Genomic DNA, 12,453 nt, shown 5'->3' with positions numbered 1-12,453 from the left:
TGACGAACAGGTGCTTATTGCACCGATTCTTCGATATCGGTGATGAAGCGCTCTTTGTTGACCAGATCGAACATGATCGTGACCTTCATGCCCTTGTCGATGGCGCTGAAGTCGAATTCGCCCGGCAATTTGTAGACCTTGCCATCGTCGAGCGTAATGGTCGAATTGTCTTCGTCGATTTTGGTGATGGTGCCCTGCGCATCGTCAGCGAGCGCGCCGACCGGAAGCAGGGAAGCGACGAACATGAAGGTCGCGACGATGAAACGCATTTTGATATCCTCTTTAATCAAAATCTGGTGGTCGATTTGTCCGTCACCTTAAAGCGCGCATTTGTGGCAAAACAATTGCTTTTTTCGTGGTGGACAAAGGAATTTCAGCGGCGGGTTTGACCACAGGCGTAAACGCTCATAAAACCCCCTGACATAACGCCGGGTAATCTCATGTCGCATAATACTTTCGGTCATCTTTTTCGTGTCACCACCTGGGGTGAAAGCCATGGAATCGCGCTTGGTTGCGTGGTCGACGGCTGTCCGCCCGGTATCAGCTTTACCGAAGCCGAGATTCAGGCCTATCTGGACAAACGCAAGCCCGGCCAGTCGAAATACACCACCCAGCGGCGCGAGCCGGATCAGGTGAAAGTCCTGTCCGGCTTCATGCTGCAGGACGACGGCGTCACCATGATCTCCACGGGCACGCCGATTTCGATGATGATCGAGAACACCGACCAGCGCTCCAAGGATTATGGCGATATCGCCCGCCAGTACCGTCCCGGCCACGCCGATTACACCTATGATGTCAAATACGGCATCCGCGACTATCGCGGCGGTGGGCGCTCATCGGCGCGCGAAACCGCCGCGCGCGTTGCCGCCGGGGCCATTGCCCGCAAGGTCGTCCCCGGCCTGATCGTGCGCGGCGCGCTGGTGGGCATGGGCATTCACACGATCGACCGTGACCGCTGGGACTGGGACGAGGTGGACAACAACCCGTTCTTCACGCCGGACCCCGGCTCCGTCGACCTCTTCGCCGGCTATCTCGACGGTATCCGCAAGGCGGGTTCCTCCATCGGCGCCGTCGTTGAAATCGTCGCTGAAAATGTACCGGCGGGGCTCGGTGCGCCCGTCTATGGCAAGCTCGATCAGGATATTGCCAGCTATCTCATGTCCATCAATGCGGTGAAGGGCGTCGAAATCGGCGATGGTTTCGCAGCGGCCACGCTGAGCGGCGAAGAAAACGCCGACCAGATGCGCATGGACAATCATGGCAAGCCGATTTTCCTGTCCAATCATGCCGGCGGCATTCTCGGCGGCATTTCCAGCGGAGCACCCATCGTCGCGCGCTTTGCCGTCAAGCCCACCTCATCCATCCTCACCCCGCGCCAGAGCATCGATGCCGATGGCAAACAGGTGGATGTGATGACCAAGGGCCGGCACGATCCCTGCGTCGGCATTCGCGCTGTCCCCATCGGCGAAGCCATGGTTGCCTGCGCGATTGCCGATCATTATCTCAGACATCGCGGCCAGACCGGCCGCATCTAAAGCATCTAATCAAGAGGCGCATACATGGCTTACAATCAGAAACGGGTCGTCGATGCGCTGCGTGCGTTCGAACGCGGTGAAATCGTCGTTGTCATGGATGATGACGGGCGCGAGAACGAGGGTGACCTGATCGTCGCTGCGGTGCATTGCACCCCGGAGAAGATGGCGTTCATCGTGCGCCACACCTCCGGCATCGTCTGCACGCCCATGCCGCGCGACCACGCCAAGCGCCTGAATCTGGCGCCGATGGTGGCCGAGAACGACGCGCCGCATTCCACCGCCTTCACCGTGACCGTCGACTACAAGCACGGCACTACCACGGGCATTTCCGCCGATGACCGCACCCTGACCGTGCGCAACCTCGCCAATCCCAATGCCGGCGCTGCCGATTTCGTGCGTCCGGGGCATATTTTCCCGCTGATCGCGCGCGAGGGCGGCGTGCTCATGCGCTCCGGCCACACGGAGGCGGCCGTTGACCTGTGCAAGCTCGCCGGCCTGCCGCCGGTCGGCGTCATCTGCGAACTCGTCAACGACGACGGTTCGGTGATGCGCGGCCCGCAGGTGGCAAGCTTTGCCGAAACGCATAAGCTGCACCAGGTGACGGTGGCCGATCTCATCGCCTACCGCCAGCGCAAGGAAACCCTGATCGAGCGCATCGGCGAATATGAGATCGATACCTGTGCCGGACAGGCAAAGGCGATCACCTATGCGCTGCCATGGGAGCCGATGCACCACGCGGCCATTGTTTTCGGCGATATCCGCGATGGCGAGGACGTGCCTGTGCGCCTGCAGCGTGAGGACATTCTCAGCGATGTCTTTGGTGCGCGCAACACGCTCGACAGCATCATGAAGCGCATTGCCGAGGAAAAACGCGGTGTCATCGTCTACCTGCGCGAGGGCTCCGTCGGTGTCGGCCGCGATGATGACCGTAACCGCGCCACGCTGCAGGACCGCGAGGCCCATGCGGAAGCCAAGGTGCGCGAGGAGGAATGGCGCCAGATTGGCCTTGGCGCGCAGATCCTGAAAGATCTCGGCATCACCTCGATCCGCTTGCTGTCATCGCGTGAGCGGCACTATGTCGGTCTCGAAGGCTTTGGCATCCAGATCACGCGGACGGATATTATCTGACGCGTGGCTTCGTGCCTCTTATGGACATCAAGAAGCGATTTGGTCTGGCTGTGAAGGAAAGACGGGGTGCCTTGGGCATCTCGCAGGAAGAACTGGCGATGCGCATTGGCGCAGACCAGGCCTACATCAGCCGCATGGAAGCGGGCCGGACGAACGTTACGCTGGAAACCGCCGAGCAGGTTGCAGCGGCAATGCATTGCGACGTTGCAGCGCTGCTTGGCGAAGCCGGATGACGTGTTGATGAGGTTTCCGGGGAAAGACTGATCGGGGCGGTCAGGCCCTTCTTTGAACCTTTTTCTCATCATGCACGAGATGATAGGGCTGTACGAGAAGTTCGGCAGGAATATGCCATTCGCGATTAAGCTTGAACACCATATCCATCGTCAGCGCGCGCTTTCTGGCCATAACTTCAGAGGCTCTTGGCGCAGAGCCAAGAACCTCTGCCAGGGCCCGGCGATTCAGCCCGGCCATTTCCATGTGCGCGGCGATGGTGGAAATTGGGTCCAATGCCGGAATGGGATAATGATCGTCTTCATAGGCTTCGATCAAGGTCGCAAGAACGTCGAACCGGTCACCCTCAGGTGTTCCCGGCTCGGGTTGATTGTCGAAATAGTGCGTGATTTCACCAATCGCCCAGTCATAGTCTTCTTCAGTTTTGATCGGCCGAATGTTTTTCATTACACAGTCTCCGGGTCGATTGCATCGTACTCTTTATGCGTGCCGATAAATTTGATGAGCACACGTTTGAACGGGTAGGCGACATGCACGATAAGGCGGTACTTGTTGCCGGCAATGTCAAAGATCACCCTGTTGTCGCGGACAAAGTCGACAGAGTTGCCGAATTGCAATTTCACGTCCGCCGGTGTTTTCCATTCAGCCCTGCTCACAGCCACATACCAAGCCGTTAAGGGTGCTTCAGCTTGGTTGTGAACAAGCCAAAATGCCCGCAGTGCTTTCTTGGCTATGATCTGCATCAGGCATATATAGCAATTTCCCATATTGGGAACAAGTAAAAAATTCCCATCTTGGGAATACCCTGTTAAACCCGCCGCTCCTTGATTGTGTTCATGACAAAGCTGGTCTCGATGGAGGCGACGCACTTCAGCCGGGCGATCTTCTCCTTGATGAAGCGCTCATAGTGTTCCAGCCCGGCGCTCATGACTTTCAGCACATAATCGCGCGAGCCGGTGACAAGGTGGCATTCCAGCACCTCGTCCCAGCCGCGGATCGCTTCCTCGAACATGACGATCTCATCCTCATGCTGGCGGCTGAGCCGGATCGTGGCGATGGCGGCCATGGTCCAGCCCTCGATGACCGGGTCGACGAGGGCGGTGTACCCTCGGATGATGCCGGCTTCCTCCATCCGCCGCAGTCGGCGCAGGCAGGGGGATGGAGACAGTCCGACCCGTTCGGCCAGATCGTTGTTGGTGATGCGCGCATCCGCCTGCAGTTCCCTGAGAATGCGCCGGTCGGTCTCGTCAGCAATTTTCTGCGTCATAATCTCTCATTCATGGCAATTGTTAGCGTCAATCAATGCAATTTGATCGTAAAAAGCAAGGATTGATCCCTGCATTTGATATAATTTGCTTGATAGCACCCCACCCCTCACGCGAGGAGATTCGCATGGCCGCTCCCCATCCGTCCAAGACCCATATCGGCAACCACAAATTGCATCCCGAAACATTGATGCTGAACTATGGCTACGATCCGGAACTGTCGGAAGGCGCGGTGAAGCCGCCGGTGTTCCTGACCTCGACCTTCGTGTTCAAATCCGCCGAGGAAGGCCGCGATTTCTTTGATTTCGTCTCCGGCCGCAAGGAGCCGCCGGCCGGCGTCGGTGCCGGCCTCGTCTATTCGCGTTTCAACCACCCCAACAGCGAAATCGTCGAGGACCGCTTGGCTGTCTATGAGCGCACGGAAAGCTGCGCGCTGTTCTCCTCCGGCATGTCGGCCATTGCGACGACCCTGCTGGCCTTCGTGCGCCCGGGCGACGCGGTGCTGCATTCGCAGCCGCTCTATGGCGGCACGGAAACCCTGCTGGCGAGGACATTTCTCAATATGGGTGTGGCTGCCGTCGGCTTTGCCGATGGCGTCAACGAAGCCTCGGTGCAGGCGGCGGCCGATGAGGCGATGAGCAGGGGCCGCGTCTCCATCATCCTCATCGAAACGCCGGCCAACCCGACCAACAGCCTGGTCGATGTGGCGATGATCCGCCGCATTGCCGACGCCATCGGCAAAAAGCAGGGGCACACGCCGGTGATCGCCTGCGACAACACGCTGCTCGGACCGGTGTTCCAACGCCCGATCGAGCACGGCGCCGACATCTCCCTGTATTCGCTGACCAAATATGTCGGCGGCCATTCCGATCTGATCGCCGGTGCGGCGCTCGGCTCGAAAGCCGTGATGAAACAGGTCAAAGCGCTGCGCGGTGCCATCGGCACGCAGCTCGACCCGCATTCCTGTTGGATGCTCGGCCGCTCGCTGGAAACCCTGAGCATCCGCATGGAAAAGGCCGATAACAATGCGCGCGCCGTCGCGGATTTCCTGCGCGATCATCCGAAAGTGGAAAAAATCCACTATCTGCCCTATCACGATGCGAACTCACCGCTCGGCCGCACCTTTGCCGCGCAGTGCACCGGTGCCGGTTCCACCTTCTCGTTCGATATTCGCGGCGGCCAGCCCGCAGCCTTCAAATTCCTGAATGCGCTGCAAATCCTCAAGCTGGCGGTCAGCCTCGGCGGCACCGAATCCCTCGCCAGCCACCCCGCCACCATGACCCATTCCGGCGTGCCCGTGGATGTGCGCCAGCGGATCGGCGTGCTCGATTCGACGATCCGGCTGTCGATCGGCATCGAACACCCCGACGATCTGATCGCCGACCTTACCCAGGCCCTGGCGGCGGCCTGACCGGCGGAGCGTCCTCCAGTTCCAGCGGGAAGGGCGTTGGCTCCCAGAATTTCTCCAGTTTGCATTTCTGGACAGCCAGCGCCTCCCATTCGTGCAGAATCCTGGCGATTTCGACACGGTCCCGCGCCAGCAGGGCGGGGCAGAAGGACGGTGCCAATTGCGCGAGATAGTGTTGCATGCTCGGCAATGGTTCGACGATGGATTGAGCAAGGTCCAGATTGCCTGTCGCCGTCGCAACCAGCATTTCAAAGAAGCGATCCCAGTCATAATAGTCACCGGAAGCCTCGTACTGTGCTGCCAGTGCTCGATAATGTTCAAATGTCGTTGTGGAACGAAGCTTTGGCAGAATCTTTTCTTCGAGCAGATTGAAAAGCCGCTGAACGGAGTCCGGATTCGTAGCGTCCCAATATCCTGTTTTGGGATCAGAAAGGAAATCGCCAAACCCCAATGTGATGACGTCACTTGGCGGAATCAGGAGAGCAACGACGGTTCTTGGATCAAACATCCACGGATTTCTGCAATAGTCGATGTAGACGCCGCGTCGAAAGTGGTGAATGGGTTTGACGACCATGAAACGCCCGACCATTGCCAGATCATCGTGACGTTCGAGCAATGGTTTTACCATCTTGCGAATTTCAGCGCCTGTTGTCATGGTCGAGCGCCCCCCTTGTGGGCTTTTTGTTTTGGCCTCATTTCAATGATCGTGAAACCGAATGGTCCGAAGTTTTTGGCAACGGCATAGGAAATCTCCTTGATGCGGCGCAGACTTAAGCGAGTGGGACCAGTTTTAACGTCGTAAACACAGACCAGTTTCGGACTGGCCTTTTCAAAAACATCTATCCGAAGAGAATCAGCCTTGCCGCGGGTCACCTCGCCATGGTGGTATGATCCCTTTGGCATCTCGTCGTGGTACTTCATGTACGATCTTTCAGCCTGCAAGTCGGGATCTTCCATTGCTCTTATTTGGTGTTCGAGATGGGTATGGACCGCAGTGCCGTAGGTTGCAGGGCTTTTGTATGTTGATCTTGGTCCGGCCGCAAAAGCTGCAATATCGGTCTGTGTTTGGACGGTCGTGTACTTGGGGCAAAGTTTACTGGCTTCGTCCCGCTCAAGCTCCTTCATGGTGGCAAACACGCGTTGCGGGCTGCTGCCGGTATCAAACGCGTGCGCACGAAATGTGATCGACGGAACTGTGTCGTTGTCCTTTACCGCGACCGCAGAATTGTAACGGTCAAGAGCCTCTTCCAGCGGGTAGGCAAATTCTGGATCATTCAGAAATTCGAATGCGGTGATAAGGCCGCCCCATAGTCCCATTTTAGGGAATCTCAACAGGGGAAACTTCGCAGCATTCCCGCCATTCCCGTAAGGCGTGGGCTCTGGAGGAACTGGATCGCTGCCCTGAACAAAACGACCGGCCGCAGCACCTCCCCCAATACTGATCCACTGTCCACCCTCCGGTACTCCGGCTGGTTCGCGCGGCTGGTCGGGATCGTATTTCCGCAGGAGATCGATTTCCTCCTGCAGCCTCAGCTCGGCCTCCAGCAAGGCGCGCTGATAGTCGAGCTGGCGGTACTGATCGCTGCGCAGGCTGTTGGGCGGTGCGAGTTTCAGCGCCTTGAGCTGGAGCGCGTTGGCGGAAAGATGCCAGCGGAGCCGGAGGTGTCTGGAAGAATGCTCATTGTGCAAAGTCATGAATACTATCCTTTAAAGGGATAATATTCCTACATCGGGTGGGAGGCCGTCAATTAGACATTGGTCGAGGTTTTCGCTGAAATATGCAGAATTTCAGGCGCGGTGGCGCCATTGATCCCGCCCGAAGTTCGGGAAAACCATGCAAGGTCCGCTGCTTTGGCTCTTGTGCGAAGCGCGGTGTCTGTGCACATTCTCCCGGCGCAACCCAAGCCTTGTGCCGATGTCCATTCACAGTTGCAGAAAGCCGATATGGTCACCCGTCTTTATACGCACCCGATCTATCTCGAGCATTTGACGCCCGTCGGCCATCCCGAGCGGCCGGACCGGCTGCGGGCGCTGAACAAGGTGCTGGAGGACAGTGCGTTCGATGCCCTGGACCGGGCGCTGGCGCCGCCGGGCGACGCGGCAACCATTCTCTATGCCCATCCGGATCATTATCTCGAGCGGGTCCGTGAGGCCATTCCGGACGCGGGAATCACCCGGGTCGATGCCGATACCTCCGTCAGCCCGAAGAGCTGGGAGGCGGCGCTTGCCGCCATCGGCGCGGCCAATGCGGCGGTCGATGATGTCTTTACCGGCCAGGCGGACAATGTCTTTGTTGCGTCGCGCCCGCCGGGCCACCATGCGGAGCGCAACCGGGCCATGGGCTTTTGCCTGTTCAACAATGCGGCCATCGCTGCCCGCCACGCCCAGAAGGCGCATGGGGCGGAGCGGATCGCCATCGTTGACTGGGATGTGCACCACGGCAATGGCACGCAGGACATTTTCTGGGACGATCCGTCCGTGCTTTACTGCTCGACCCACCAGATGCCGCTCTATCCCGGCACCGGCGCCAGGGATGAAACGGGCGCAGGCAATATCGTCAATGCGCCGCTCGCCCCCCAGACCGGGAGCGAGGATTTCCGCGAGGCGTTCAAGACGCGTATCCTGCCGTCGCTCGACAGCTTCCAGCCGGACCTGATCATCATTTCGGCCGGTTTCGATGCGCATCATCGCGATCCCCTGGCCGAGATCAATCTGGACGAGGATGATTTCGACTGGGCCACCGGTGTTTTGCTGGAAAGAGCTGGGAAGTACGCGTCGAACCGGCTTGTCAGCCTGCTGGAAGGCGGCTACGACCTCAAGGGCATGTCGCTGTCTGCCGGCGCACATATCAAACGTTTGATGAAAGGTTGAAACCATGGCCGATGTACAACCCAATACCGATATCGCCGCCATGAGCTTCGAGCAGGCGCTCGATCAACTGGAAAAGATTGTCGATGATCTCGAGCGCGGCGATGTGCCGCTTGAGCAGTCGATCCGCATCTATGAACGCGGCGAAGCCCTGAAAAAACATTGCGATACGCTGTTGCGCGCCGCGGAGGACAAGGTCGAAAAAATCCGGCTGGGCCGTGACGGCCAGCCCGCCGGCACCGAGCCGCTCGACCCGGAATAGACCGCGGCTGTTCAGCCGGGCTGCGAGACGCTATGATGCGGCTCCGATGAGTTGGAGCAGCGTTGATGAGCTTTTTTCCCGGCAATGATCCGCAACCCGGCGACACCACGGCCGTTGATTCGATTGAAACGCTGATCATCCCGCGCACGAGCGATGTCGGCGGCCTGCAGGTTCGCCGCGCGCTGCCCACCGCCAAGCGGCGGCTTGTCGGCCCGTTCATTTTCTTTGACCGCATGGGACCGGCCATCCTGCGTCCCACCGATGCGCTCGATGTCCGGCCGCACCCGCATATCGGCCTGTCCACGGTAACCTATCTCTTTGACGGCAATATCCGTCATCGCGACAGTCTCGGCACCGAAATGGTCATCCGGCCGGGCGACGTCAATCTGATGACCGCCGGCCGCGGCATTGTCCATTCCGAACGCTCGCCGGAAGAGCTGCGCACCCAGCCGCTGCCCATATCGGGCCTGCAGACATGGCTGGCGCTGCCCGACCATCTCGAGGAAATCGACCCCACCTTTGCCAATACGGCGGCGGGCGAACTGCCGGTGCTGCGCGAGGCCGGCATGGAAGCCCGTGTTGTCATGGGAACATTCCATGGCGCGGGATCGCGGGTAAAGCAGCATGCCGAGACACTCTACGTCGATATCCGCCTGCAACCGGGCGGGCATATCCAGATACCGGCGGATGCGGCGGAAGAGCGGGCAATCTATACGCTGGATGGGTCGGTAGAGATTTCGGGCGAGAGTTTTCCTGCCGACCGCCTGCTGGCCTTCCGCGCCGGAGACGAAATTGTCGTATCGGCACCGCAGGGTGCGCATTTCATGCTGTTCGGCGGCGCGACCATGCCATCCAAGCGCTATGTCTGGTGGAATTTTGTCTCGTCATCGAAAGAGCGGATCGAACAGGCGAAAGAGGAATGGCGCTCGGGCCGTTTCGATATCGTGCCGGGCGACGAGGAAGAATTCATCCCTCTGCCTGAAAATTGACATGCGCAGCGGGAAGGCTGGCCTTCTTGCTGCTTTGGCGGAATTCATCTAGGAAGCGCCAGCCTTCTGGCAAGAATTGACCTTGGAACTGGAACCTGTGCTTTGGCGAAAAAACTGGAAACACGGCTGCTCGACCGCGTCATAATCCCCGCGGATTTGCGCGCCTTGCCGGAGACCGACCTGCCGCAACTGGCACAGGAGCTGCGGGCGGAGCTGGTGGATGCCGTTTCGACCACGGGCGGTCATCTCGGAGCCGGTCTTGGCGTTGTCGAGCTGACGGTTGCGCTGCATCACGTTTTCGATACGCCGCATGACCGGATCATCTGGGATGTCGGCCATCAGGCCTATCCGCACAAGATACTGACAGGCCGCCGCGACCGTATCCGCACGCTGCGGCAGGAGGGCGGGCTTTCCGGCTTCACCAAGCGCAGCGAAAGCCAATATGACCCTTTTGGCGCCGCCCATTCCTCGACGTCCATTTCCGCCGGCCTCGGCATGGCGGTTGCCAGCGATCTCTCCGGCATCAAGCGCAATGTGATCTCGGTCATCGGCGATGGCGCCATGTCGGCGGGCATGGCCTATGAGGCGATGAACAATGCCGGCGCGCTCGATGCGCGGCTGATCGTGATCCTCAACGACAATGACATGTCGATTGCGCCGCCCACGGGAGCCATGAGCGCCTATCTGGCGCGGCTGGTATCCGGCCGGACCTACCGCTCCATTCGCGAGACCGCCAAGCAGCTGGCGAAGAAACTGCCGAAATTCCTGCAGGAAAAAGCCCGGCTCTCTGAAGAATATGTGCGCGGTTTCTGGACCGGCGGCACGATGTTCGAGGAGCTCGGCTTCTACTATGTCGGCCCGATTGACGGGCACAATCTCGACCACCTCCTGCCGGTTCTGAAAAATGTCCGCGATACGATGGATGGCCCCGTGCTGGTTCACGTGGTCACCCAGAAGGGCAAGGGCTATGCCCCGGCGGAAGCCGCCGCTGACAAATATCATGGCGTCAACAAATTCGACGTCATCACCGGCGCACAGGCCAAACCGCCTGCGAACGCGCCGAGCTATACCAAGATTTTTGCCACGAGCCTGATCGAGGAAGCCCGCCACGACGACAAGATCGTCGCCGTCACCGCCGCCATGCCGGGTGGCACCGGGCTCGATCTCTTCGGCGAAGTCTTTCCGGACCGGGTGTTCGACGTCGGCATTGCCGAGCAGCACGCCGTCACCTTTGCCGCGGGCCTCGCGACGGAAGGTTTCAAGCCGTTTGCCGCGATCTATTCCACGTTCCTGCAGCGCGGCTACGACCAGGTCGTGCATGACGTTTCCCTGCAGAATCTCCCCGTGCGTTTCCCGATTGACCGCGCTGGGCTTGTCGGCGCCGACGGCGCGACCCATGCAGGCTCGTTCGATACGGGCTTTCTCGCGGCCCTGCCGGGTTTCGTGGTGATGGCAGCCTCCGACGAGGCCGAGCTGCGCCACATGGTGCGCACAGCTGCGGAATATGACGAGGGTCCGATTTCGTTCCGTTATCCGCGCGGCGACGGCATCGGCATCGATCTGCCCGAACGCGGACAGATCCTGCAGATCGGCAGGGGCCGCATCATCCGCGAAGGCAGCAAGGTCGCATTGCTCTCCTTCGGCACGCGCCTGCAGGAATGCCTGGCGGCTGCCGATGAGCTGGATGCGGCGGGGCTTTCCACCACGGTCGCGGACGCCCGCTTCGCCAAGCCGCTGGATGAAGACATGATCCGCCGTCTGGCGCGCGAGCATCAGGTGCTTGTGACGGTGGAAGAGGGGGCAATCGGCGGCTTTGCCTCGCACGTCCTGCACTTCCTCAGCCGCGATGGTCTGCTTGACCATGGCCTGCGGGTTCGCACTCTGACCTTGCCTGACCTCTATCTCGATCACGCCAAGCCGGAAGCCATGTATGCGCGTTCGGGGCTCGACCGGGCCGGCATCGTCCAGACCGTCTTCGGGGCGTTCGGCCGCGACTATCTGGCAGCGCCGGCCAGGGCATAGGCGGCAATGCGGCTGGATCAACTGCTTGTCGAAAAGGGCCTGTTTGCCAGCCGTTCGCGGGCAAGAGACGCGATTGTGCGCGGCACGGTCACCGTCGACAATGCGGTGGTCACCAAGCCCGGAGCAACGTTTTCCGGCACGGCCGTCATCGGTGTCGACGACCCGGCAAGCGGTTACGTCTCGCGCGCCGCATTGAAACTGATTGCCGGTCTTGACCGGTTTTCCATCGATGCGCATGGCCTCAGTGCGCTGGATATCGGCGCATCCACCGGCGGTTTCACCCAGGTCCTGCTCGAGCGCGGCGCAACGCACGTCGTTGCCGTCGATGTCGGCCACGACCAGTTGCATGACAGCCTGCGCACCGATCCGCGCGTCACCAATCTCGAAGGCCTGAATGCACGGGTGCTGTCCCGCGATCATCTGGGCGGGCAAAGTATCGGGCTGGTGGTGTCGGATGTCAGCTTCATCTCGCTGAAACTCGCTTTGCCGCCTGCGTTGGAATTGGCCGAACCCGGCAGTCACTGCGTCCTCCTGGTCAAGCCGCAGTTCGAGGCCGGCCGCGAGGCGATCGGCAAGGGTGGCATTTTGCGCGATCCAATGGATGGCGAACGCGTTGCAAATGCTCTAAGGAACTGGCTGGATGGATTGCCGGGCTGGAAAGCCCTGGGGCTGTGCCCTTCGCCCATAGAGGGCGGCGATGGCAATCGCGAATATCTTCTGGCCGGTTTGAAGAGAAAAGATTGAA

Annotated in this window: 15 protein-coding genes; 9 read left to right on the top strand and 6 right to left on the bottom strand. The window is 59.9% G+C overall.

Annotated features, from left to right (window positions below; all coding sequences use genetic code 11):
* Positions 1-14: 14 nt before the first annotated feature.
* A complete protein-coding gene (locus ACZ25R_RS16800) occupies positions 15-269 on the bottom strand; it encodes a DUF1344 domain-containing protein (RefSeq protein ID WP_182547647.1) in 255 nt (84 codons plus the stop codon).
* Positions 270-440: 171 nt separating this feature from the next.
* On the opposite strand from ACZ25R_RS16800, the gene aroC reads away from it, so the two are divergent.
* The 3 genes from aroC to ACZ25R_RS16785 are packed head-to-tail and all read left to right on the top strand — an operon-like array spanning position 441 to position 2,896.
* Positions 441-1,535: a chorismate synthase gene (gene aroC, locus ACZ25R_RS16795; RefSeq protein WP_472461631.1), complete on the top strand. Its 1,095-nt coding sequence runs from the start codon at positions 441-443 to the stop codon at positions 1,533-1,535.
* Positions 1,536-1,559: 24 nt separating this feature from the next.
* Positions 1,560-2,663, top strand: a complete 1,104-nt coding sequence (ribB, locus tag ACZ25R_RS16790) for a 3,4-dihydroxy-2-butanone-4-phosphate synthase (RefSeq protein ID WP_229490889.1) — start codon at positions 1,560-1,562, stop codon at positions 2,661-2,663.
* A gap of 20 nt (positions 2,664-2,683) precedes the next feature.
* Positions 2,684-2,896, top strand: coding sequence for a helix-turn-helix domain-containing protein (locus ACZ25R_RS16785; RefSeq protein WP_472461630.1), 213 nt, complete (start codon positions 2,684-2,686; stop codon positions 2,894-2,896).
* Positions 2,897-2,936: 40 nt separating this feature from the next.
* Here ACZ25R_RS16785 and ACZ25R_RS16780 read toward each other — a convergent pair whose 3' ends face one another.
* The 3 genes from ACZ25R_RS16780 to ACZ25R_RS16770 all read right to left on the bottom strand — a co-directional run bounded on the left by ACZ25R_RS16780 (position 2,937) and on the right by ACZ25R_RS16770 (position 4,161).
* A complete protein-coding gene (locus ACZ25R_RS16780) occupies positions 2,937-3,341 on the bottom strand; it encodes a helix-turn-helix domain-containing protein (protein WP_464662916.1) in 405 nt (134 codons plus the stop codon).
* Positions 3,341-3,637, bottom strand: a complete 297-nt coding sequence (locus ACZ25R_RS16775) for a type II toxin-antitoxin system HigB family toxin (RefSeq protein ID WP_464662917.1) — start codon at positions 3,635-3,637, stop codon at positions 3,341-3,343. The genes ACZ25R_RS16780 and ACZ25R_RS16775 overlap by 1 nt, the downstream gene beginning before the upstream one ends.
* Positions 3,638-3,702: 65 nt before the next feature.
* Positions 3,703-4,161, bottom strand: a complete 459-nt coding sequence (locus ACZ25R_RS16770) for an Lrp/AsnC family transcriptional regulator (protein WP_464662918.1) — start codon at positions 4,159-4,161, stop codon at positions 3,703-3,705.
* 125 nt (positions 4,162-4,286) lie between these two features.
* Here ACZ25R_RS16770 and ACZ25R_RS16765 point away from each other — a divergent pair, with 125 nt between their 5' ends.
* Positions 4,287-5,570, top strand: coding sequence for a cystathionine gamma-synthase family protein (locus ACZ25R_RS16765; protein ID WP_464662919.1), 1,284 nt, complete (start codon positions 4,287-4,289; stop codon positions 5,568-5,570).
* Here ACZ25R_RS16765 and ACZ25R_RS16760 read toward each other — a convergent pair.
* Complete coding sequence (locus ACZ25R_RS16760; RefSeq protein ID WP_472461629.1) at positions 5,545-6,222, bottom strand: hypothetical protein; 678 nt, start codon at positions 6,220-6,222, stop codon at positions 5,545-5,547. The genes ACZ25R_RS16765 and ACZ25R_RS16760 overlap by 26 nt on opposite strands.
* Positions 6,219-7,262, bottom strand: a complete 1,044-nt coding sequence (locus ACZ25R_RS16755) for a hypothetical protein (protein ID WP_472461628.1) — start codon at positions 7,260-7,262, stop codon at positions 6,219-6,221. Before ACZ25R_RS16755 ends, ACZ25R_RS16760 begins: the two co-directional genes overlap by 4 nt.
* Positions 7,263-7,511: 249 nt before the next feature.
* Between ACZ25R_RS16755 and ACZ25R_RS16750 the strand changes: the two genes are divergently transcribed.
* The 5 genes from ACZ25R_RS16750 to ACZ25R_RS16730 all read left to right on the top strand — a co-directional run bounded on the left by ACZ25R_RS16750 (position 7,512) and on the right by ACZ25R_RS16730 (position 12,452).
* Positions 7,512-8,438, top strand: a complete 927-nt coding sequence (locus tag ACZ25R_RS16750) for a histone deacetylase family protein (protein ID WP_472461627.1) — start codon at positions 7,512-7,514, stop codon at positions 8,436-8,438.
* Positions 8,439-8,442: 4 nt separating this feature from the next.
* Complete coding sequence (locus ACZ25R_RS16745) at positions 8,443-8,697, top strand: exodeoxyribonuclease VII small subunit (RefSeq protein WP_472461626.1); 255 nt, start codon at positions 8,443-8,445, stop codon at positions 8,695-8,697.
* A 65-nt stretch (positions 8,698-8,762) separates the two neighbouring features.
* On the top strand, positions 8,763-9,686 hold the full coding sequence (locus ACZ25R_RS16740; protein ID WP_472461625.1) for a pirin family protein: 924 nt from the start codon (positions 8,763-8,765) through the stop codon (positions 9,684-9,686).
* A 102-nt stretch (positions 9,687-9,788) separates the two neighbouring features.
* Positions 9,789-11,708: a 1-deoxy-D-xylulose-5-phosphate synthase gene (dxs, locus tag ACZ25R_RS16735; protein ID WP_472461624.1), complete on the top strand. Its 1,920-nt coding sequence runs from the start codon at positions 9,789-9,791 to the stop codon at positions 11,706-11,708.
* A 6-nt stretch (positions 11,709-11,714) separates the two neighbouring features.
* On the top strand, positions 11,715-12,452 hold the full coding sequence (locus tag ACZ25R_RS16730) for a TlyA family RNA methyltransferase (RefSeq protein ID WP_472461623.1): 738 nt from the start codon (positions 11,715-11,717) through the stop codon (positions 12,450-12,452).
* Position 12,453: the final 1 nt, after the last annotated feature.

Source organism: Phyllobacterium sp. RCAM01083 (assembly GCF_055685835.1).
Note: the sequence above shows the minus strand (reverse complement) of the source record. Positions and strands in the feature narration are given on the sequence as shown.

Excerpts from the sequence above, each read along its gene's own strand:
- ACZ25R_RS16800 (WP_182547647.1), bottom strand. The coding sequence starts at position 269 with ATGCGTTTCATCGTCGCGACCTTCATGTTCGTCGCTTCCCTGCTTCCG.
- aroC (WP_472461631.1), top strand. The coding sequence starts at position 441 with ATGTCGCATAATACTTTCGGTCATCTTTTTCGTGTCACCACCTGGGGT.
- ribB (WP_229490889.1), top strand. The coding sequence starts at position 1,560 with ATGGCTTACAATCAGAAACGGGTCGTCGATGCGCTGCGTGCGTTCGAA.
- ACZ25R_RS16785 (WP_472461630.1), top strand. The coding sequence starts at position 2,684 with ATGGACATCAAGAAGCGATTTGGTCTGGCTGTGAAGGAAAGACGGGGT.
- ACZ25R_RS16780 (WP_464662916.1), bottom strand. The coding sequence starts at position 3,341 with ATGAAAAACATTCGGCCGATCAAAACTGAAGAAGACTATGACTGGGCG.
- ACZ25R_RS16775 (WP_464662917.1), bottom strand. The coding sequence starts at position 3,637 with ATGCAGATCATAGCCAAGAAAGCACTGCGGGCATTTTGGCTTGTTCAC.
- ACZ25R_RS16770 (WP_464662918.1), bottom strand. The coding sequence starts at position 4,161 with ATGACGCAGAAAATTGCTGACGAGACCGACCGGCGCATTCTCAGGGAA.
- ACZ25R_RS16765 (WP_464662919.1), top strand. The coding sequence starts at position 4,287 with ATGGCCGCTCCCCATCCGTCCAAGACCCATATCGGCAACCACAAATTG.
- ACZ25R_RS16760 (WP_472461629.1), bottom strand. The coding sequence starts at position 6,222 with ATGACAACAGGCGCTGAAATTCGCAAGATGGTAAAACCATTGCTCGAA.
- ACZ25R_RS16755 (WP_472461628.1), bottom strand. The coding sequence starts at position 7,262 with ATGACTTTGCACAATGAGCATTCTTCCAGACACCTCCGGCTCCGCTGG.
- ACZ25R_RS16750 (WP_472461627.1), top strand. The coding sequence starts at position 7,512 with ATGGTCACCCGTCTTTATACGCACCCGATCTATCTCGAGCATTTGACG.
- ACZ25R_RS16745 (WP_472461626.1), top strand. The coding sequence starts at position 8,443 with ATGGCCGATGTACAACCCAATACCGATATCGCCGCCATGAGCTTCGAG.
- ACZ25R_RS16740 (WP_472461625.1), top strand. The coding sequence starts at position 8,763 with ATGAGCTTTTTTCCCGGCAATGATCCGCAACCCGGCGACACCACGGCC.
- ACZ25R_RS16730 (WP_472461623.1), top strand. The coding sequence starts at position 11,715 with ATGCGGCTGGATCAACTGCTTGTCGAAAAGGGCCTGTTTGCCAGCCGT.